Annotated in this window: 16 protein-coding genes; 12 read left to right on the top strand and 4 right to left on the bottom strand. The window is 40.9% G+C overall.

Annotated features, from left to right (window positions below):
- Nucleotides 1–59: 59 nt before the first annotated feature.
- Nucleotides 60–1445, bottom strand: coding sequence for a hypothetical protein (locus tag AO498_RS02165; RefSeq protein ID WP_067543150.1), 1386 nt, complete (start codon nt 1443–1445; stop codon nt 60–62).
- An 85-nt stretch (nt 1446–1530) separates the two neighbouring features.
- Here AO498_RS02165 and rbfA point away from each other — a divergent pair, with 85 nt between their 5' ends.
- Both rbfA and AO498_RS02155 read left to right on the top strand, forming a co-directional pair.
- Complete coding sequence (gene rbfA / locus AO498_RS02160; protein ID WP_067543146.1) at nt 1531–1911, top strand: 30S ribosome-binding factor RbfA; 381 nt, start codon at nt 1531–1533, stop codon at nt 1909–1911.
- A 14-nt stretch (nt 1912–1925) separates the two neighbouring features.
- Nucleotides 1926–3152 (top strand): FtsX-like permease family protein, encoded by a 1227-nt coding sequence (locus AO498_RS02155; RefSeq protein ID WP_067543143.1) that lies wholly within the window; start codon nt 1926–1928, stop codon nt 3150–3152.
- On the opposite strand, the gene AO498_RS02150 is transcribed toward AO498_RS02155, so the two are convergent.
- Nucleotides 3149–4357 (bottom strand): tetratricopeptide repeat protein, encoded by a 1209-nt coding sequence (locus AO498_RS02150; protein ID WP_067543140.1) that lies wholly within the window; start codon nt 4355–4357, stop codon nt 3149–3151. The genes AO498_RS02155 and AO498_RS02150 overlap by 4 nt on opposite strands.
- Before the next feature lie 152 nt (nt 4358–4509).
- Here AO498_RS02150 and AO498_RS02145 point away from each other — a divergent pair, with 152 nt between their 5' ends.
- From AO498_RS02145 to AO498_RS02135, 3 genes are all read left to right on the top strand, one after another.
- Nucleotides 4510–5103: a hypothetical protein gene (locus tag AO498_RS02145; protein ID WP_067543137.1), complete on the top strand. Its 594-nt coding sequence runs from the start codon at nt 4510–4512 to the stop codon at nt 5101–5103.
- 60 nt (nt 5104–5163) lie between these two features.
- Nucleotides 5164–6285, top strand: a complete 1122-nt coding sequence (gene solA / locus AO498_RS02140; protein ID WP_067543134.1) for an N-methyl-L-tryptophan oxidase — start codon at nt 5164–5166, stop codon at nt 6283–6285.
- Between the two features lie 77 nt (nt 6286–6362).
- The gene (locus AO498_RS02135; protein WP_067543131.1) at nt 6363–8153 is read left to right on the top strand and encodes an ABC transporter ATP-binding protein; all 1791 of its coding nucleotides are present in this window, start codon (nt 6363–6365) and stop codon (nt 8151–8153) included.
- Here AO498_RS02135 and AO498_RS02130 read toward each other — a convergent pair.
- Nucleotides 8150–8818 carry a methyltransferase domain-containing protein gene (locus AO498_RS02130; protein ID WP_067543128.1) on the bottom strand — a complete coding sequence of 223 codons (669 nt, stop codon included), beginning with the start codon at nt 8816–8818 and terminating at the stop codon, nt 8150–8152. The two genes, AO498_RS02135 and AO498_RS02130, sit on opposite strands and share 4 nt — an antisense overlap.
- A gap of 147 nt (nt 8819–8965) precedes the next feature.
- Here AO498_RS02130 and AO498_RS02125 point away from each other — a divergent pair, with 147 nt between their 5' ends.
- Together AO498_RS02125 and AO498_RS02120 are read left to right on the top strand one after the other, a co-directional pair.
- Nucleotides 8966–10336, top strand: coding sequence for an exopolysaccharide biosynthesis polyprenyl glycosylphosphotransferase (locus AO498_RS02125; protein ID WP_067543125.1), 1371 nt, complete (start codon nt 8966–8968; stop codon nt 10334–10336).
- Nucleotides 10326–11252, top strand: coding sequence for a class I SAM-dependent methyltransferase (locus AO498_RS02120; protein WP_067543122.1), 927 nt, complete (start codon nt 10326–10328; stop codon nt 11250–11252). The genes AO498_RS02125 and AO498_RS02120 overlap by 11 nt, the downstream gene beginning before the upstream one ends.
- Here AO498_RS02120 and AO498_RS02115 read toward each other — a convergent pair.
- Nucleotides 11249–12163 carry a universal stress protein gene (locus AO498_RS02115; protein WP_067543119.1) on the bottom strand — a complete coding sequence of 305 codons (915 nt, stop codon included), beginning with the start codon at nt 12161–12163 and terminating at the stop codon, nt 11249–11251. The two genes, AO498_RS02120 and AO498_RS02115, sit on opposite strands and share 4 nt — an antisense overlap.
- A gap of 102 nt (nt 12164–12265) precedes the next feature.
- On the opposite strand from AO498_RS02115, the gene thpR reads away from it, so the two are divergent.
- The 5 genes from thpR to crtD all read left to right on the top strand — a co-directional run bounded on the left by thpR (nt 12266) and on the right by crtD (nt 19898).
- On the top strand, nt 12266–12820 hold the full coding sequence (gene thpR, locus AO498_RS02110) for an RNA 2',3'-cyclic phosphodiesterase (protein ID WP_067543116.1): 555 nt from the start codon (nt 12266–12268) through the stop codon (nt 12818–12820).
- 488 nt (nt 12821–13308) lie between these two features.
- Nucleotides 13309–16377, top strand: coding sequence for a SusC/RagA family TonB-linked outer membrane protein (locus tag AO498_RS02105; RefSeq protein WP_067543113.1), 3069 nt, complete (start codon nt 13309–13311; stop codon nt 16375–16377).
- 26 nt (nt 16378–16403) lie between these two features.
- Nucleotides 16404–17924, top strand: coding sequence for a RagB/SusD family nutrient uptake outer membrane protein (locus tag AO498_RS02100; protein WP_067543111.1), 1521 nt, complete (start codon nt 16404–16406; stop codon nt 17922–17924).
- A 135-nt stretch (nt 17925–18059) separates the two neighbouring features.
- The gene (locus AO498_RS02095; protein ID WP_067543107.1) at nt 18060–18371 is read left to right on the top strand and encodes a DUF202 domain-containing protein; all 312 of its coding nucleotides are present in this window, start codon (nt 18060–18062) and stop codon (nt 18369–18371) included.
- A 45-nt stretch (nt 18372–18416) separates the two neighbouring features.
- Nucleotides 18417–19898 (top strand): 1-hydroxycarotenoid 3,4-desaturase CrtD, encoded by a 1482-nt coding sequence (gene crtD / locus AO498_RS02090; protein WP_067543104.1) that lies wholly within the window; start codon nt 18417–18419, stop codon nt 19896–19898.
- Nucleotides 19899–20106: the final 208 nt, after the last annotated feature.

Here is a 20106-nt window from a genome sequence, read left to right as displayed (position 1 = left end):
CCGATGTCAGGAGGAATTTGGGATGTTAAAAAAGGCAAAATGAAATTTACTAGTTGGACTTATTTGAGCTGAAAAACTCCCTTTTCATTTTCTGTGTACCACTTTTGCAAGGCAGGAAATTCAGATAGAAAAGCTTTAAATGTTCCTGAATTATCAAAAATAAACTCAGGCTTTTGTCGTGTAAAAGCTTGATAAATCGTGGATTTTTCGCTGAGATTTAATTCACTTGCTAATAATCGACTCGAAAGTTGAGGATTTAAGAATGGGCCCCCTAGGCTATTATTCAAATACAGTTCGGGCTGATCGTCCCAGACCAAAATCTTTCTTCCGGAAATTTCAGCATGTGATATAGATTCTGGGATCAAGTATGAGTTGGAAGAATTTGATCCCCAAAACCACCAACCATAGGCTGGAAGTCCAAAAACAATCAAAAGAAATGCGAACCGAACCAATAGGTTGTTTCCTCCATGGATGAAAAATGCGGTGATTAGATAAACCAAACTGGGAAAAAGGATTTCCAGTTGAAAAGGCGCTTGTCTTTTTACCAAGAAAAACTCCAAGCTTCCAAAAATCAGCCAAATGAAAATCAGTTGTCGCTGCTTTTGCTGATTGATTGTAGATCCTGCAAAAAAGGCACTAAATACATATCCCAGAAAGCCCAACAAAAAAGGAAGTCCTATAAAGGCTAGAATTTGAATCCAAGGAACGTAAGGATATTTTGAATAAGAAAAGAGGAAAGGAAAAAGGGTGAATATTTCACTGAGGGAATTATTCCAAAAGGAAAAGACTAAAATCAATAAAATAGGTGCAATGAAGCCGACCAAAGAAAGGATGACTTGCCGGAAGTTAAAACCGCTGATAGCGATACCTGCAAGTAGTAGGTAGGGTAAAAAAAGGATATAATTCAAATGAAATCCAGCTGCGATGCCGCCATAAAGCCCTATTAGCAAGGTGGATTCGCTTGTTTCCTTTTGTAAAACCGTTTGAGAAAAAAGTTGACCAAGTGCAAACACTAAAAACGTACCCCCCAATAGCTGTGGGGATAGGTAATTGAGGTCAAATGAAATTTGGAAAAGGGCAGTGAAAATTAAGGCCGGCAGGTAAGTGTTTTCCTGAAAAACGCGGTATCGAATCAACATGACATTCCAATAAAATGCCTGAAGAAAGATTAAGACACGACCGAGAATCTCATACACGATCGGATTTCTACCAAAAATCCAATCCAAAAGACTAAATAGACCTGCTGATAGCGGCCCAATATCATCGATTATATCGCGGTACAAGACCATTCCTTCATTAAGCCGCTCCCCCAAAACCAAATACTGAAGCAAGGGTTTGCTTAGCCCAGCCGGGAAAAAGATCCAACCTACTACTCCGATCAAGAGTAGGTATAGCGCCACAAACAAAAGCCGAAATGGATCGTTGACTTTGAAAAAACTAAGCAAGGGAGGTAAGTAGATTAAGGTATGATTTGGGCCGAAATTAAAGCTTGCCCAAGTATTTCGCTAAATTTGTTCACAAATACTTGACATGGAAAGTAAAAGACAACAAAAATATGCCAAACTCATCCAGAAAGAACTTGGCGACATTTTTCAAAAAGAGGCCAAACATCTTGTCGGAAGAGCACTAGTGACCATTACCCGAGTAATGGTCAGTCCAGATTTAGGGTTTGCCAAGGCGTACTTGAGTTTTTTAATTGCTGACCCGAAAAAGACCTTTGAACTGATTGATGAGCACAAAAAGGAAATCCGTCATGCATTGGCGAAGCGTATTGGAAAGACCGTACGGGTAATTCCTGAGCTTGCATTTTTCCCCGATGATTCAGCAAGTTATGCGCAGCACATGGATCAGGTAATTTCCAGTTTGAATATTCCGCCTGCTCCAGAGGAAGACGAAGAGGAAGAGGATTAAAATCAGTCTACCCTTTGGAAATCACCTCGTTCATAGCTGGTCGATACTTTCGCAGTAAGAAAAAGCGGAATTTCATCACCGTTTTATCCATCATTTCCATTATTGGGGTGGCGGTCAGTACGGCTGCTTTGGTAGCTGTTATGTCTGTTTTCAATGGGTTGGAAGATTTAATCCGAAGCTTATTTGCCAGCTTTGATGCTGAATTGAAAATTGAGGCGGTTCAGGGTAAGAGCTTCGAGGTAAGTCCAGATTGGATAGTAAAAATTCAATCTGTAGAAGGAGTGGAAATCGTCACGGAAGTCATCGAAGACAATGCCCTGTTGGATTACCGAGGCAATCAGATGGTCGGAAGAATCAAAGGGGTTTCGGAGAATTTTTTGGATCAGGGAAGATTCTCAAAAGGCTATTTTTGGGGTGACACCACGCTCGGAACTGCCGAACGACCCGGGGCAATAATTGGCCGAGGCGTAGGGTTTCTTCTTTCGATTAATCTGGATGAAATCAATTCAGTGGTAAGGGTGTATTACCCCAAAGCACCTCGGTCGGCGGCAAGTCTAGATCCTAATCAACTTTATGCATCAGCCTCGGTTGAGCCAAGGGCGTTTTTTAGTGTTGAGCAGCAGTTTGATAATCAATACCTGATTGTCCCTCTGGATTTTGCTAAAGGTTTGCTCAATTATGGAAATCGGAGAACAGCGCTTGAAGTCAAGGTGAGTGATAATGCTTCCATTGGTTCTGTTCAGGAGTCTTTGAAAGAGGTGCTAGGGGATCAGTTTTCTGTAAAAAATGCAGATGAGCAACATGCGACTTTGATTCGAACCGTTAAGCTGGAAAAATTCTTTGTTTTTCTTACGCTCACATTCATACTGGCAATTGCTTCGTTCAATATTTTCTTTTCTCTAAGTATGTTGGCGATTGAGAAGAAGAAAGACATTGCGATTTTGAAATCCATGGGAGCCAGAGATCAAATGGTTCGTATGATTTTCCTAAAACAAGGTGGTATGATTGCCTTCTCAGGAGCAATAATTGGCTTGATTTTAGGCTTTGCCTTAGTTTGGGCCCAAGACCAGTTTGGATTGGTGTCGTTGGGGATTTCCTCAGCCGTGGTGGATGCGTATCCGGTCAGACTCGATTATCTCGACTTGGTTTGGATTGCCGTTTCTGTGATTACGATTACCCTTTTTGCCTCTTGGCGACCTGCTTGGATAGCCTCCAAAGTAAACCCGATCACGGAGATTTAATTTCCGGAGCAAATTTTATCAAAAACTGTCTGGGCTGCTTCCATCCCCAGATCAATGGATCTTTGTAGGACAAGGCAGGCCTCTTTTATTTTTCCCATTCGTTGAAGTGTGATTCCTTGGTGGTAATATCCTGAAGCATGTTCGGGATCCAAGCTTACAACTTGGGTGAAGTCAGCAAAAGCCTCTGAAAGTTTTGCATTCCGATATCTCGTTTGACCTCTTGCCAGATAAATTTCTGGATCTTGAGGTGACAATTCCAACGCTCGGCTATAGTCATCCTCTGACTTTTCCCATTCTTTCAATCTGGAATAAATGAGCCCTCGATAGTAATAATTTTCTACGTCCATTGAGTCCAAGGCAATTGCTTGGTCGAAGTCAGAAATAGCTGATTCATTCTCTTGATGGCTCATTCTGTAAAACCCGCGTTGCTTATAAGTTTGGGAATTTGCAGCAGAATCGGCAATGGTTTGTTCCAATTGGGCTATAAGCACTTGGTCACCTCCAGTCTGTACATTGGCAAGTCCCTCCTTGGCCCGCAGGTGATTGGGGTCTAAAAGTAGTGCAGCCTCAAAAGCCTGAATGGCCTGAATATTTTCGCCTAATCTTCCGAATGCAATTCCCAATTGGGTGTAAAAATCTGGATCATCATCTCGGATTTCCAATGCTGCTGAAAGATAATCGATGGCTAACTCATAATCTTCCAAGGCAATGGCACACAGCCCAAGATGATAATACCCAAGATCCTCATTGGTGCTTTGTAGAGTAGTTACGCCAGTAACTCCTCCATTTGGGCTTATTTGGTACATCACCCGGTTTGTTTCACCAATTGGTGCTTGGATATAAGCATAAAAATCATCCATTGCAGGTTCAAACTGGTTCAATTGATATCGAATTCGTCCCCGCTCAAATAGCCCCTCCCGATTTTTCGGACTGATAGTTAGCAATGTGTTCAAGTCGCTCAGGGCGGCTTCCCACTCATCCAGCTTTTGAGATGCTTGGCCTCTTAAAAAAAGTGCGGTTGTATCTTTTGGATAGCTTTGGATCCAAGGATCAAGTATTGCTTTGGCTTCTAGCCAGTTAGTTTGGTCTAGGGAATTTTGTGCCTTCTCCAAGGTAATTTCTCGCTGATTTTGAGAAAACCCAAGCTGATAAAATCCGACTGAGAGCATAAAAATGAAAGCGTAATTGAGGAAGGATTTTCCCATTTGAATTTCAGGGTTTGCTTTTTTGAATCGTTTTGATGGGCAGAAATGAGGCTTATTTCTTGAAAGATATACCGATGGGTAAATTTCTTAAAATTTGGGAGGTGACCAAAAGGGCATGTTTATTGATTATTCGCTGAAAAATCATTTTAACTATGAAGATCAAACTACTCACTTGTTTACTTGTTTTTATCGCACATTTCTCGTTTTCACAAGAAAATTCCCCCTCCTCAGGCGGGTCTTTAAACTCAGGTACCATTGAGAGTCAGTTTGAGTACATCTATCGAACCTCTAATGATTTTCAGGGCTATGAGGTGGTCAAAAAGGAAAATTTGCAGGCCTTGAAGTCTCATATACTAGACTCTTTAAAGGTTTACAAAGACCAAATCATGGTCTTGAAAACGGAAAAGGCTAGCCAATCTGATTCTTTGGTTCTCTTATCTGGAAATTTGGCACAAACTCAAAAGGAAAAAGAGGAGGCCGTTGTAGCAAAAGAGAGCTTTGAGTTTTTAGGAATTGCAATTGAAAAGACGCTCTATTCTTCCATCATGTGGAGTATTGTCGCTATTCTCGCTGCTTTCCTTGTTTTCTTTTCCTCCCAATATTTTCGAAGTGGATCGAAAATTAAAAAAGCACAAAAAGACTTAGAGGATATCCAAAGTGAATTTGAACAACATCGAAAGAATGCCTTAGAGCGTGAACGCAAACTGAAACGAGAATTAATAGATGCCCAAATGGGCAAAAGTTGATGCGAGGAGATAGTATTGAATTAGCGGATTTATTTTCCGCTAATTTTTTTGCCCAATGTTATGAAATCACAGGAATTTGAGCTTGCAATAATCGGCCTAGGGGCTGTCGGTAGCGCAGCATTACATTATGCTGCCAAATCTGGCAAGGAGGTCATTGGCATCGATCGATTCGATCCCCCACATAGTTTTGGCTCCAGTCATGGAGAAACTCGAATCACCCGCTTAGCAGTGGGTGAGGGTGAAGATTATGTAGCTCTTGCCAAGAGATCGCATGAGCTATGGAAGGAGCTGGAGAAAGTTTCTGGACAACAGGTGTACTTTCCCACGAGTGGAATTTTGTTGGATTCAGGGATTCAACCCTGGTCCAAGCACGGTTCGGAAGGTTTTTTTGATCGTACGGTTCGATTTGCTCAATCTCAAAAAATCCGGCATTTGCTTCTTGGTTCGGAGGAATTGTCTCGATTATTTCCAGCTTTTGAGCTTCCAATTCAAAGTCGGGGATATCTAGAAACTGAAGCTGGATATTTAAAACCCGAATTGGCCATTGAGCTTCACCTGAAGCAGGCCCAAAATCAAGGGGCTGAAATTTTAAGGAATTCTCCAGTGCAATCTCTCCAAAAAAATGCATCAGGTTATGAGCTAGTTTTGGAGGGCAAAGTCATAAATGCAAGGCAGGTAGTAGTCACTGCCGGAGGTTGGATTTTGGATTTTATGGATTCACCTATTAACCGCCAAAAATTCAAAATCTGTCGACAAGTCTTGCATTGGATTGAGGCAGATTTTTCTGAAGTAGATTGGAGCAGCCATCCCGTTTGGATGTGGGGTTTTGGCCCAAATCCAGAGGATTTTATCTACGGATTCCCGTCTTTGGATGGAAAAACAATAAAAATGGCATCAGAATCTTTTATTGAAACACCCCATCCAAACTTATTGGACCGGGAAGTAAGTCCTGAGGAACAAGATCGATTCTGGGAAGAAAAAGTGAAAAGCAAAGTTCGTGGCTTACTCCCGAGATTTTTAAAGTCACAAGTTTGTTTTTACACGGTAACCGAGGATGCCCGGTTTGTTTTGGAGCATCCCGGAGGAGATTCAAATTTACTTTTGGTTTCGGCTTGCTCGGGTCATGGCTTTAAGCATTCTGCGGCTTTGGGAGAACGAATCGCCAAGATCTTTTCGGATTAACTGTTTTGTTTTGAAGAAAATGCCTGTCAATTCACAGTCAAAACCCTACTTTTGTCGATTGATCACCTTTGTAAATTATGGCAAAGAAACGTGGAGCTGTCTTAGACCCTGAAGAAAAACGAAAATTAAGCAAAGAAAATTTGGGGAAGCTGAGTGGAATTTATCAGTTTGTTTCTCCTTATAAACTACACTTTGTTAGTGGATTAGTGTTTTTGCTCCTTTCTTCCCTGACCTTGTTGACCTTTCCGTTTGTGGCTGGAAAACTGATCGATACGGCGGAAGGGAAAACATGGATCGTGAATGATGTCAATACGATCGCCTTTATTTTGTTGGGGATTTTAGCTGTTCAAAGCATTTTTTCTTTTTTCAGAGTCTGGCTATTTGCTAAGGTCTCCGAGCGATCCATGCGGGATATTCGTCAGGCCCTGTATGCCAAATTGGTCAGACTTCCGATGTCGTTTTTTGATAAACGAAGGACGGGGGAATTGATCAGTAGGATTACCTCAGACGTAAGCCAGCTTCAAGAAACGTTTTCTACGACTCTTGCTGAGCTCTTCAGACAAGTTATTACCCTTGTTGCCGGTGTTGGGTTTTTGATGGTCAATACTCCAAAGCTCACCCTTTTTATGCTAGCGACCTTTCCAGTTCTGGTTTTGTTTGCGATGGTTTTTGGGCGGTATATCCGAAAACTTTCAAAAAAGACCCAGGACGAATTAGCTGGTGCTAATGTTATTGTGGAGGAGACTTTACAATCAATTACCACGGTCAAGTCATTTGTTGGGGAAGCCTTTGAATCAAATCGGTATAGTAATGGCCTCAATCGAGTAGTCTCTGTAGCATTGACCGCAGCTAAATATCGGGGGGCTTTTATATCCTTTATCATTTTCGTCCTTTTCGGGGGAATCGTAGGAGTGATGTGGTATGGAGCAAGTTTGGTTGCTACTGGTGAGATGAGTGTTGGGGAATTGGTCTCATTTGTACTTTATACGACCTTTATTGGAGGCTCAATCGCAGGACTTGGCGATATTTATAGCCAAATTCAAAAAGCAATCGGAAGCTCGGAGCGGGTATTGGAAATACTTGGAGAGGAATCCGAATCTGAATTTGGAAGATCCTCTGGAAGGTTTTTAGGTAAAATCAGATTTAATCAAGTAAAATTCAGCTATCCTACACGTCCAGAGGTGGAGGTTCTAAAGGGCCTTAATCTTGAAATAAATTCAGGAGAAAAGGTTGCGTTAGCTGGACATTCCGGAGCTGGAAAATCAACAGTCATTCAATTGTTGCAACGATTCTATGAGGTAGAGGATGGGCAAATCCAAATTGATGACTTGGATGTAAGTGAGTGGAATATTCATCTCTTGAGAAGTCATATAGGGATTGTTCCACAGGAGGTTTTACTATTTGGGGGATCTATTCGTGAAAACATTGCCTATGCCAAGCCCGGAGCTACGGAGGAGGAAATTATTAAAGCGGCACAAAAAGCCAATGCTTGGCAGTTTATCAGTCAGTTCCCAGAAGGTTTGGAGACCTTAGTTGGAGAAAGAGGGGTAAAACTTTCTGGAGGACAACGGCAACGGATAGCGATAGCTCGAGCCATTTTAAAAGATCCAGCCATTTTGGTACTAGATGAAGCCACCTCTTCGCTTGATGCAGAATCTGAAGCCTTAGTTCAGGAGGCGCTTGACGAATTGATGAAAGGAAGAACCACATTGATTATTGCACACCGTCTTGCTACCATTCGAAAAGTAGATCGAATCTATGTGCTCAGTGAAGGAAAAATTGTGGAGCAAGGTAGCCATCTAGAGTTGCTCAATTCTGAGACTGGCATTTATGCCAACCTTGTAAAGCTTCAATTTGCCGATTCTTAAAAATTATGAGCCGTAATTGACTTGGTCATTCCCAAGACATTTTCTTTAAACATGAGACTATTTGGAAAAAGTAGTCTCATTTCTTTTTCATCCAAAAGTCGAATTTCATCAAGATATTGATTGGCTTGCTCTTTTTCCCACTTTTTCATTCGACTTAACTTGGTCTTTGTTAATAGAAATCTTACCAAGTTTTTGGGTAGAAACTGAACAAAAGGAAGGGCATAATGAGCTTCTATTGGGAAAAAACGATTCGGAGTTTGGATGAAATGTTTTTTGCCAAGCCGCAAGACTTCAATTGCCATTTTTTGTTGATTTTCAAACGTGTAAAGGTGCTCGATTACAGAGTTTGAAAACACCAAATCAAAGCTTTGGTTAGAAAACTCCCTCATGTCTGTCGCATTACCCACAATGGCTGTTATACGAGGATGTGTCGTGTGCTCTTGATGGAGATTCAAGAGGTAAATTTCAACTTGAGGCAGGTCTAGAATTTTACTGTCTTTCCAAAAATAGTCTGTACCTCCTACATCAAGAATCCGAACTTTGCTTTCGTTCGTAAATTGCCCAAAAAACAATTCTTCAAATTTCTCTAATCGTTTAGCACGAAATTTGGAACCTAATGAACCGGGCTGATCTGATGAGGCAAAAAGCGTTTGGATAAAATTCATATATGCCGAATGGCGGGAATTGTGAGATAAATAAATTCAAAAGTAATCAGCCTTGATAATTTCTTTCTTAATTTTAGCGACAAATTACCCAACCATTCTAAGGAGACCAGATCGTGTTAACTTCTGAATTGTGGTTTTTAGACTTTTATGAAGCGAAGATTTGATACCTATTTTCCCTGGCTGTTCACCTCAGCAGACTTTTTGGCATCGGTGATTTCCCTTTTCATTTCGTATGTGATTTTGGGGATCTTTGGTCGGTTTGAGGATTTAGAATTCTATGCATTTCTACCTCTTGCTGGGATGTGGATGCTCGTTTCTGTTCTTCGAAAAGACTATAAAATTGGAAGAACAGATGAATATGAGCGTACCTGGAGAAATTTAGGGATTTCGTTATTCTGGTTTTTGGCTGTTACGGCTATTTTATGGGTACCTCTTCATGATGGCCCTAATAGAGTCCTTCAACTTGGAATTTTAGGTGGCGTTTTTTTGGTTTTGATGGGCGCATTCCGAATAGGAGTGCACATGCTTCTCAAAAGGTACAGAACCAAGGGAAATAATTACCGAAATGCAGTGATTGTTGGAAAAGGAGGCACTAGCCCAAAGCTTGCGGATGTGTTTCGTATCCGGAAAGATTTTGGGATAAACTTCTTAGGATATTTTGATAACGCTGCAGATTGTAATCAAACTCGGGGCAGTTTAGATGATTTTTTTGAAGAGGCTCCAAGACTTGATTTGGATCTAATCTATATCCATGAGGAATTAGATGCTGTATTGGTCAAAAAAGTGATCGATTTTGCAGATGATCATTATATCAAAGTGAAAATGATTCCGGGGGGAAGCCTTCAGCTGGAAAAGAATCTTTCCTTTTCCAAGTATGGGGATTTCTTTGTCATCAATGTCAATGATATTCCGCTTGATCATCCTATCAACAGTTTTGCCAAACGAGTTTTTGATCTGGTATTCGCTTCCTTAGTGACTGTGTTCATTTTATCCTGGCTCATTCCATTGGTAGGCCTTTTGATCAAGTTGGAATCAAGAGGTCCTGTATTTTTTATTCAAAAGCGAAATGGAATCAATAATAAAGAGTTCAATTGCTTGAAGTTTCGGTCTATGACCCCAAACGATTATGCAGACACGCTTCAAGCCTCCAAAAACGATCCCCGGGTAACTCGAATTGGTTCATTTTTACGAAATACGTCTTTGGATGAAATGCCTCAGTTTTTAAATGTATTGATGGGAGATATGTCCATAGTAGGACCTAGACCACATACCATCCCGATGAATCAAACTTTTAAAACTCAAATTGAGCGGTATAATTCCAGACATAAAATCAGACCAGGAATTACTGGATTAGCACAAGTCAAGGGGTATCGAGGAGAAATCGAGAATCCATTCCAAATCAGATCTAGAGTGAGACTAGATTCCTTTTATATCAATAATTGGACATTTCTATTAGATTTGGAAATTATGATTCGTACGGTCTACGAACTCCTGTTTAATAGAGAAAATGCTTACTGATAATTCGATTTCCTGTAAATTTTGCGGCCATTCTGACTTACATACCTATCCTGCAGAGGAGAGAATGTTTGGAATAGGAGGGAATTTCACTTACGGAGAATGCCAAAAATGTGGTTCCCTTCAATTGATCACTATTCCGGAGGATTTGTCTGTTTACTATCCAAGTGACTACTATTCTTTTTCTACTCTCAAGAAATCTGATTTCAAAAATCAGCTTCTTAAAAAAGTCAGATTGCGAGTTTTTTTGGCCACTGGTTTAAAATCCATAGCCCCCATTTATGGCTCGTGGTTGAAAAAGATTAAACCTTCTTTCAATTCCAAAATTGCAGATGTTGGCTGCGGGAATGGGCAACTTCTCTACGAATTATTTGCTTCTGGTTTTAGAAATCTTCACGGGTTTGACCCCTTTATGGAAAAATCTGTAGAAGTTGAAAAAGGGCTTTCTCTTTGGAAAAAAACGATCGAGGAGTCAGACGATCGATTTGATTTAATCATGATGCACCATTCATTTGAGCACATGGAAAATCCAGAGTTGGTTCTTAAATCTTGTTTTGACAAGCTCAACCCAGGGGGATATTTACTGATTCGCTGTCCTGTGGGGGATTCCGAAGTTTGGAAAGAAAAACACCAATATTGGGTTCAATTGGATGCTCCAAGACACCTCATTATTCCTACCGTAAAAGGGCTAACCGATCTTGCAGAAAAAGTTGGGTTAAAAAAGGACGAAGTAGTCTTTGATTCTACGGATTTCCAATTTTGGGGAACGGCGATTTATGAAAAAGGGATTAGTTTACGAAAAAGTAAACTAGGGGAACACTTTTCTAAAGACGAGCTGGTTGCTTTAAAACAAAAAGCCCTCCAATTCAATCAGGAGGGCAAAGGAGATCAGGCTTGTTTTTATTTTAAGAAAGCTTAAATCCGGAATAAAGCATCGAAGAAATCCATGGTCTCACCTTTCTTCTTGAAAATGAGCATTGGAAGTGCCTTATTCGAGTGAATGACTTTTTCTGCCGTACTCCCTAGAATAATTGCGGCAGAGGAAGTTCTTCCCCTTGATCCCAGGATAATCATATCAGCGTCAATTTTTTGAGCGAACTCCGTGATTTGCACACCAGGATTTCTTTCGTCATCTACAATAACTTCGCAGTCTAATTCTGGGTGATGATGCTTGCTGACGAATTTTTTAAATGCGGTATGAGCATTTTCTTTCATGATTTCGACAAATTCCTCATAAGACTTTCCAGTTTTTGAATATCCATGTGGAACCTTCGTCATGTGTAGGGGAATTAGTTTTGCTCCCACCTGATCAGCAATTCGTTCTCCAAAATCATAGATCATATGGTTGTGTCCAGAAAAGTCTGTAGGTATGACAATTTTCTTAGGAAAAATAACCGGTCTACGCTCCTGAAAAAGCAAAATAGAGCACGGGGCTTTTTTAGCCACTCCATCTGCTAAAACCCCGCTTCCTTCCAGCTCCTCTTTTCTACCCATGATGATGAGGTCCACATCTTTAAGTTTGGCCCATCTTAAGAAAGTGTCCAAGGGGTGACTTCCCTCTTCCACAAAAACCTCCACTTCTACCTCTTTAGGAAAGTCAAGTTCAGCCAGCTTGTTTTGGAGTATTGATTCAATAGATTCGTCAGATGGAGCAATTAGGTTAGGATATTGTTCGAGAATCTCCTGAGGAATTTCAAGGTTTTTGGAAACATGGAGAAAATAGCATTTTTCTATCCCTAAAAATTGGACATAAGCAGCAGTTTTTTTGATCAGGATATCGTCCATTTCGGTTAGATCCAACCCAACCATTGCTTTTGGAAAGTACTTCATAGCTTAGGAATTTAATTGTCTCAATTTAGGAGAATGTATCAGGAATTCGAACAGTTTTTTTGGAAATAGCCGATCCATTCTGATTTAGGGTAATTTTGCCAGATGAAGAATATGGAGAAATACTTTTTAGCAATCCTTCCCAGTGAGGAGATTTTCAATCGGGCTGAGCAAATCAAAAACGAACTCAAGGAAAAGTTTAACGTCAAATATGCCCTTAAATCTCCTGCCCATATTACTGTAAAAATGCCCTTTCCTTTTGATGAAAATCGTGAAGCGCAGTTAATTGAAAAGTTGGGTAGCTTTCTCAAATCGTATCCCTGCTTTGACCTACGAATCGCAGGAATTCATCATTTTGGAAATCGGGTCATCTATTCCAAAGTAGCCGAATCGGAAGCATTGAGGACACTTCAGGAGGACCTGAGAAAATTTTGTAGGCTTCATCTCCATTTAGTTGAAGAGTTAAGTGATCGAAATTATACTCCTCATATGACCCTTGCATTCAAAGATATCAAGCCAAAGATCTATGATCAGATATTTGAATTTGTGAATAAACAACCGATCGAAGGAGCTTTTTCAGTCCATCAAATTTGCCTTTTAAAAAAGGTAGAAGGCAGATGGAAAGTGATTTTTCACCTGGATTTACAGTGTAAAAGCTGAAATTTCTCCAATTTTTTAACCGTAAGTCTTAAAAAAAGGCCTTTTTATCAAAAAATATTCGTTAACAGAAAATTCTGCTGTTTTTCAGATTTCAGTGGAAAACTTTTGATTCCGATTAATACCAGAAAAGTAGAGCTCCATTTTTGATTTCAAAAATCATTGATCTAGCGGAATAAAAGTTGGCTATTGAGCTAAAAGAGTATCAAATTCACTAAATCCAAAAATTGAATTATTTCAAGAATCAAAATAAATTTTATGTTAAGGAATAATTAAGAAATTTTATTTTGAATCTAACTGTTTCGTCAAATTTAAATGCCTGGCCAGTCTTATTTTCAGAGAGTAGGTAAATTAAAATTTTAAATTTTGTCAGTTTAATGGAATAAAATATGCTTTTTTAGCTCATAAAGGCACTTTTTGAGATTTGTTTCGAGCCTATTAATACTTGCATATTCGTCGTTTGAATGTTAAAAAGTCTAAATCAACGACCTATGAAGAAAGTTTTATTAGGTTTTGCGCTAAGCTTCCTGACAGTAATGTCAGTGCTAGCCCAAACGAAAACGATCACTGGTACAGTCACCTCGGCTGAAGAGCCTGAAGGTGTACCCGGAGCCAGCGTGGTGGTAAAAGGAACCACCCAAGGAACTATCACAGATTTGGATGGTAGATACTCCATCCAAGTGCCACAAGATGCCTCTACTTTGGTATTTAGCTTTGTTGGCTATTTGACCAAAGAGGTAGCAATTTCTGGAAATACAACAGTCGATGTTGTATTGGATCCAGATGTTAAACTTCTCAATGAAGTAGTAGTAGTCGGATATGGTACCCAAGAGCGAAGAGAAATTACGGGTTCAGTAACCTCGATCAACAATGAAGCGATCGAGAATCTGGTGACTCCTTCCTTCGAATCACAGCTTGCCGGTCGAGCTCCAGGTGTTTCGGTCACTACTCCAAGCGGTATTTTAGGAGCAAGACCTATTATTCGTATTCGTGGGGTAAACTCATTGACTTCTTCTGCGAGCCCTTTGATTATTATCGATGGAGTACCAGTTATAGATGCAGATCGATCTGCTGTCAATGCCTCTAACCCACTAGCAAACATTAATCCTGCGGATATTCAATCTTATGAAGTATTGAAGGATGGTTCTGCAACTGCTATTTATGGTTCAAGAGCTGCGAACGGTGTCATTTTGATTACAACCAAGAGAGGAGCTGCTGGCAAAGCAAAAGTTTCCTACAACACAGCGATGGGTTTCAATGAGGAAGTAAGCCGATTTGAACTTCTAACAGGTGATCAATTTGTGGAAATTGCCAATGAGAAAAGGTCTAACCTAGGTCAGTCCACCCTTGCAAATCCTGGAGTAAATACCGATTGGCAAGACTTGATCTTCCGAAAAGGTTTTACACAGCAGCATAACCTATCCATCTCTGGCGGATCTGAATCAACCAAATATTTCTTCTCTTTGGGCTTCACTGACCAGGAATCAGCGATTCGTCCTAACGATTTGAAGCGTTATTCTTTTAGATCAAACGTAGATCACAGCATTTCGAAAGTGGTAAGAATCGGAACTTCCTTGTCCTATTCGATGACCGAAATTTTCGGCTTGAATAACGGAGCAAATTCACTTTCTGGTGCGATTTACAATGCTACTCGTGCTCTTCCTAACGTTCCAATTTATGACGCTGAAAATGTTGCTTTTGATGGATTTAATGTGACTGCAAATGGTGCAACAACTGGGTTTGGTGCCAACCTAGCAGGTCCGGATAACAACATTCCAAACATTGGTTTTGTAATCAAGAATAACTTCTATCGCTCTAGAGCACACCGAATCCTAGGTTCCGCTTATGGTGAAATTGATTTGGCAACTGGCTTGACTGCTAGAACTCAAATCGGGGTTGATTTAACCTTAGCTGATGACTTGCAATCTTTGGATCCAAGACACGGTGACGGACGTAGCTCCAATGGTTCTGTGTATATGGCATACAATCCTGCCTTCCAGTGGAACTGGCAAAATACCTTGAACTATCAGACTGTACTAGCTGAAGATCATAACATCAACGTCACCGCAGGTTTGGAATATCAGTTTGCTAAATTCTACAGCTTCTTTGGCCAGGGCACAGACCTTTCTGATAATTTCTATAGACAGCAAAACTTGATTTCAGGATCTTATAACAACCAGTTCTCTGGTGGTGGATATTCTGAAAGTGGCTTTGATTCGTATTTCGGTAGATTCAACTACAGCTTCAAAGGCAAGTATTTGGCATCTTTCACTGTTCGAAATGACGGTATTTCTGATTTGATAGGAGATAACAAGCGCGGTACCTTCTTTGGTGGTTCTGTGGGATGGAGAGTTTCTGATGAAGCGTTCTTTAACTCTGACTTGATTTCTGACTTGAAATTCAGAGGATCTTATGCAGAAGTAGGTAACACTGGCATTGGTTCTTTTGCTGCCTTTGGTGGTTTCTCTCCAGTATTGGGCGGTGCAGGTGCAGGTATCGGCTACGCTCGTGTAGCTAATGGTGCGCTACAGTGGGAGACTTCCAAGAAATTCAACATTGGTTTCGATATGACTATTGGACCGGTGACTGTATCAGCAGACTACTTTAACAATGACGTAGACGGTTTGATCCTTGCAGCTCCTACTCCACCTTCTTTGGGTGTGCCTGGAAACAGCATCAATCAAAACGTAGGAGCGATGGTTAACCAAGGCTTGGAGTTTAGAGTACTTGCCAACGTAATCAACAAGGGCAATTTCTCTTATACCACAGACTTCAACATCACTTTGATCAAAAACGAAGTGACTAACTTGATCCAGCCATTAACTTCTACTTACAACAGAACTGAGGTAGGCGGACCAATCGCTCAATTGTACGGATTCAAATTTGCAGGTGTTAACCCAGCGAATGGTAACGTGATGTACTATAGCGGTGATAACATTGTTCAGCTTCAAGGTGCTTCTTCATGGAGAGCATACAACCCTGCTGATCCAGGAAACACTTCTGTAGCAGGAACTGCCCCAACTCAATCTTTCCTTGGAAATACCCTTCCTAAGTGGCAAGGAGGTTGGTCAAACAACTTCAAGTACAGCAACTGGGATTTGGAAATCTTCACTCGATTCTCAGGTGGTAATTACATCATGAATGAATCCTTGAGAGGATTGATGGGTCTTGGTTTCTCAAATAACCATGCTTCTATCCTCAATCGTTGGACAGAAAGTGGACAAGTAACCGACGTACCTAGATTATACTCTGGTAGAGATGCAAACACTTGGTTGACTTCCGCTTCTAACAGCAGATTTATCGAGAAAGGTGATTTTGTCAGAATCCAAAATATCGTTTTGGGATACAATGTGCCAACTACTGCACTTCAAAGTGCTTTCGGTGGAAGAATCGGAAATGCTAGAGTATTTGCTCAGGTTCAGAATCCATTCACCTTCACCAAGTATTCTGGTTTGGATCCAGAATCCAATACCTATGGAGGTCAGTTGAACTTTGGTGTAGACTGGAACGTGGCGCCGCTGATCCGTACTTACACCTTGGGTCTAAACGTAGGATTCTAATTTTCAACTCCTAACCGAAGAAAAAAATGACTAAGTTTTCAATAAAAAATTTCAAACTCGTGATGGCTGGAGCAGCCATGATGGGGGCGATTAGTTCATGTGATGTCATTGAACTAACGCCAGCTAACTTGATTCCTGATCAGGAAGCTTTCGCTACTCCTGCTCGTATTAATTCGGCAGTTCTTGGTGTTTATGAATCTGCACAGCGTGGTTTTTATGCCGGAGCAGTTCAGCGAGGTTATCCTTTTGGTGCGGCCAATGTGGAACAAGGCGATATGAGAGGTGAGGATATGTACAACGATCAGTTGTTCTATGAAATCACCTATACAGGAGGATACAATCCGAACACAGCCAATAACAATGGAATGTGGATCTCTATTTACCGAATGGTAAACAGAGCCAATATTGTATTGGAAAGCCTTCCAGGAGCAGTAGAAAACGGTGTTCTCACCCAAGCCCAAGCGGATGCATATGCTGGTGAAATGTTATTCTTGAGAGCATTGGCACATCATGAATTATTGGTGCATTTTGCCAGACCTTATTCTGACAATCCAAGCGCAGCAGGCGTACCTTATCGAACATTTGCTATCAATGACGTACCAAAAGTACCGGATGGTGAAGCTGTAGGAAGAGGCACGGTGGCCGAAGGATATCAAAAGCTGCTTGCTGATTTGGATGAAGCAGAAGCTAAACTTCCAAATGGTGGAGCAGGTCGTGCTAATAAGGGTGCTGCCATTGCTTTGAAATCCAGAATCAAACTTCACATGGAAGATTGGGCTGGTGTTTTGGCGGAATATGAAAAAATCAAATCTGCCTACGCCGTTACTCCTAATCCAGCCGCTCCTTTCAGAGCCGGAGGAAATAGTACAGATAATATCTTCAATTTCATCAATACTGATGCTTCTAACGCAGGCGTAAACGGAGCACTAGCATCCATGTATGGAAACCCAAATAATGGCGCTCGTGGATTGGTTAAAATTTCACCATTGATCTGGACCGCAGATTTTTGGTTGGAAGAAGATGCAAGAAGAGCAATGACTACTTCTAGCTCTACAGGGGTATTTACAGATAAGTACATTGATCCAGTGACCTACACTGACCCTAACGTGATTCTGAGATTTGCAGAAGTAGTGTTGAACGCTGCTGAAGCGAATGCACAGTTAGGTAATTTGGATGCTGCAGTTTCGCTTTTGAATTCTGTTAGAGACCGCGCTTTGCCAGAATCTGTACCAAGCTTTACAGCAGCAGGTCTTGGCGGACAAGAGGGAGTTCTTGATGCAATTTATAAAGAACGAAGAATCGAATTCTTAGCAGAAGGCAGAAGATGGGCTGATATCCATCGATTGGCTGGAGCTGGGGTATTGCCAGGTGTACCTGCAAAAGCTACTTCGAGATCTATCACCAGCATCAATTTCTACAATGGCACCACTGCCATTCCTACTGATCACGCGATTGAATATGCGAGCCACCTGTTTATCTGGCCGATTCCTTTGGAAGAAATCCAGACCAACAGCACTGCTCCAATCGAACAGAATCCTGGGTATTAATCTTTGATTATTGGTAAACTTAAAGTCCGACTCGAAAGAGTCGGACTTTTTCTTTTCTTGATCTGAAGGGACCACAAGTGAATTAAATTTGGGCTCGAATGTTACTTTTGAAAAACCTAATCAATCCGAAATACCATGTCTAACAGCAGTCAGCCCATTAACAAAGACCTGATCCTTCGGGAAAATCTTGCTTTGCAGCGGACCATTTTAGCCAATCAAACCACATTATTGGCTTTTCTTAGGACCTCCATGTATTTCTTGGTTGCTGGCTTAAGTATTAAAAATCTCCTGAACGTTCCAGGTCATATATACTACCAAGTTGTTTTTTATCTGATAGCTATTGCTGTTCTCATTTTTGGGGTGATTAATTATTTCAGGCATAAGAAGAAAATCATCCAAAGTGAAATCCATATCGGTAATTACAAGTTGGATTTTGAAAATAAGTAGCACGAGATTCGGTAAACCTTCAGTCCAATTGTAGGTTTGGCAAGTATGAAAGAGGCCAGATTGCACCCAAAAGCATTAGTAATAGGTTCAGGTATTGCTGGAATCGCTGCTGCTATTCGATTGGCAGTTCGAGGGTTTGAGGTGGAGGTTTTTGAAGCCAACTCCTATCCTGGTGGCAAGCTTTCTGAATTTCAACTTCAGGGTTATCGATTTGATGCGGGTCCTTCGCTGTTTACACTTCCAGAGCAGGTTGATGAGCTTTTTAAACTGGCTGGCAAAAACCCAGAGGATTATTTTTCTTACCAAAAACTAGAGGATATCTGTCATTACTTTTGGGAGGATGGGACGCGAATTACTGCCTTCGCAGACCAAGAAAAATTTGCAACTGAGGTAGAGAAAAATTTGGGTGAGCCAAGAACAAATATTCATAAGGCCTTGGCAAGCTCTGCCTACATGTATGATCACTTGGCACCTCTTTTTTTGCATAGTTCCCTTCATCAGTTTAGCACCTGGACCAATCGAGAAGCGCTGAATTCCTATCTTAAAATGGGTCGGTTGGGGATTTTTTCTACCATGCATAAAGCGAATTCAAAGCTTTTTTCCAATCCAAAATTGGTTCAGCTCTTCAATCGATATGCGACCTACAATGGCTCAGATCCGTATCAAACACCTGCCACACTCAATATTATCCCACATTTAGAATTTAACCGAGGGGCCTATTTCCCTAAAAAGGGGATGCATGATATTACACTTAGCCTAGTAAGGTTGGCGGAAAGTATTGGAGTCAAGTTTCACTTGAATACAAAAGTGGAGGAGATTGTGGTCGAAAATAAAAAGGCAGTAGGAATTCGGGTCAACGGCCAATTGATCGTTGGGGACTTGGTGGTCAACAATATGGATATGGTGAATGCCTATAAGACCTTGTTGAAGAATCAAAAACAACCAAAAAAGCTTCTCAATCAGCCCAAAAGTAGTTCGGCCTTGATTTTTTATTGGGGGATAAAAAAGGATTTTCCCGAGCTCGGGCTTCATAATATTTTCTTTTCGGATGATTATAAAAGTGAATTTGATGCGATTTTTAAGAAAGGGACTATCTACGCTGATCCTACGATCTATATCAATATTTCATCTGTTTTAAAATCAGATGATGCCCCTGCGGGAGGAATGAATTGGTTTACGATGATCAATGTGCCCAATAACCAAGGGCAGGACTGGGATCATTTAATTGGGGAGGCGAGAAAAAATATGCTTGCCAAAATTCACCGAATTCTGGGGGTAAATGTGGAGCCACTCATTGAAGTGGAAGATTTTTTGGATCCACGGACTATCGAATCTAGGACTTCATCTGCTCAAGGGGCATTGTATGGAAATAGCTCCAACAATCGATTTGCAGCATTTCTCCGACATGCCAATTATTCTTCTGATATCAAAAATCTTTTCTTCTGTGGTGGAAGTGTACACCCGGGTGGAGGAATACCGCTTTCCTTGCTATCTGCAAAAATTATGACGGAGTTTGTGGGTAGGTAGGAGTTAGTTGGTAAGGAAGCTTGGAAGATAGTGATCAGTATTCAGTCTCAGTTTCGGGTCAGTTTGAGATTGATTTTCCAAAAAAAGAGAGTTGAAGTCGGATAGTCTCAATAGGAATTTTCTCTGGACAGCGCCTCAATTCTAGATAGGTCAAGCTGAGCGGTGTCGAAGCTGATTTACCGCAGTAAGCAGTTTAAAGCAATAGGAT

The sequence above is a fragment of the Algoriphagus sanaruensis genome (assembly GCF_001593605.1).
GTDB lineage: Bacteria > Bacteroidota > Bacteroidia > Cytophagales > Cyclobacteriaceae > Algoriphagus > Algoriphagus sanaruensis.
Note: the sequence above shows the minus strand (reverse complement) of the source record. Positions and strands in the feature narration are given on the sequence as shown.

Excerpts from the sequence above, each read along its gene's own strand:
- AO498_RS02145 (WP_067543137.1), top strand. The coding sequence starts at position 4,510 with ATGAAGATCAAACTACTCACTTGTTTACTTGTTTTTATCGCACATTTC.
- crtD (WP_067543104.1), top strand. The coding sequence starts at position 18,417 with ATGAAAGAGGCCAGATTGCACCCAAAAGCATTAGTAATAGGTTCAGGT.
- AO498_RS02115 (WP_067543119.1), bottom strand. The coding sequence starts at position 12,163 with ATGAAGTACTTTCCAAAAGCAATGGTTGGGTTGGATCTAACCGAAATG.
- AO498_RS02130 (WP_067543128.1), bottom strand. The coding sequence starts at position 8,818 with ATGAATTTTATCCAAACGCTTTTTGCCTCATCAGATCAGCCCGGTTCA.
- AO498_RS02100 (WP_067543111.1), top strand. The coding sequence starts at position 16,404 with ATGACTAAGTTTTCAATAAAAAATTTCAAACTCGTGATGGCTGGAGCA.
- AO498_RS02150 (WP_067543140.1), bottom strand. The coding sequence starts at position 4,357 with ATGGGAAAATCCTTCCTCAATTACGCTTTCATTTTTATGCTCTCAGTC.
- AO498_RS02125 (WP_067543125.1), top strand. The coding sequence starts at position 8,966 with ATGAAGCGAAGATTTGATACCTATTTTCCCTGGCTGTTCACCTCAGCA.
- AO498_RS02095 (WP_067543107.1), top strand. The coding sequence starts at position 18,060 with ATGTCTAACAGCAGTCAGCCCATTAACAAAGACCTGATCCTTCGGGAA.
- solA (WP_067543134.1), top strand. The coding sequence starts at position 5,164 with ATGAAATCACAGGAATTTGAGCTTGCAATAATCGGCCTAGGGGCTGTC.
- AO498_RS02105 (WP_067543113.1), top strand. The coding sequence starts at position 13,309 with ATGAAGAAAGTTTTATTAGGTTTTGCGCTAAGCTTCCTGACAGTAATG.
- rbfA (WP_067543146.1), top strand. The coding sequence starts at position 1,531 with ATGGAAAGTAAAAGACAACAAAAATATGCCAAACTCATCCAGAAAGAA.
- thpR (WP_067543116.1), top strand. The coding sequence starts at position 12,266 with ATGAAGAATATGGAGAAATACTTTTTAGCAATCCTTCCCAGTGAGGAG.
- AO498_RS02120 (WP_067543122.1), top strand. The coding sequence starts at position 10,326 with ATGCTTACTGATAATTCGATTTCCTGTAAATTTTGCGGCCATTCTGAC.
- AO498_RS02135 (WP_067543131.1), top strand. The coding sequence starts at position 6,363 with ATGGCAAAGAAACGTGGAGCTGTCTTAGACCCTGAAGAAAAACGAAAA.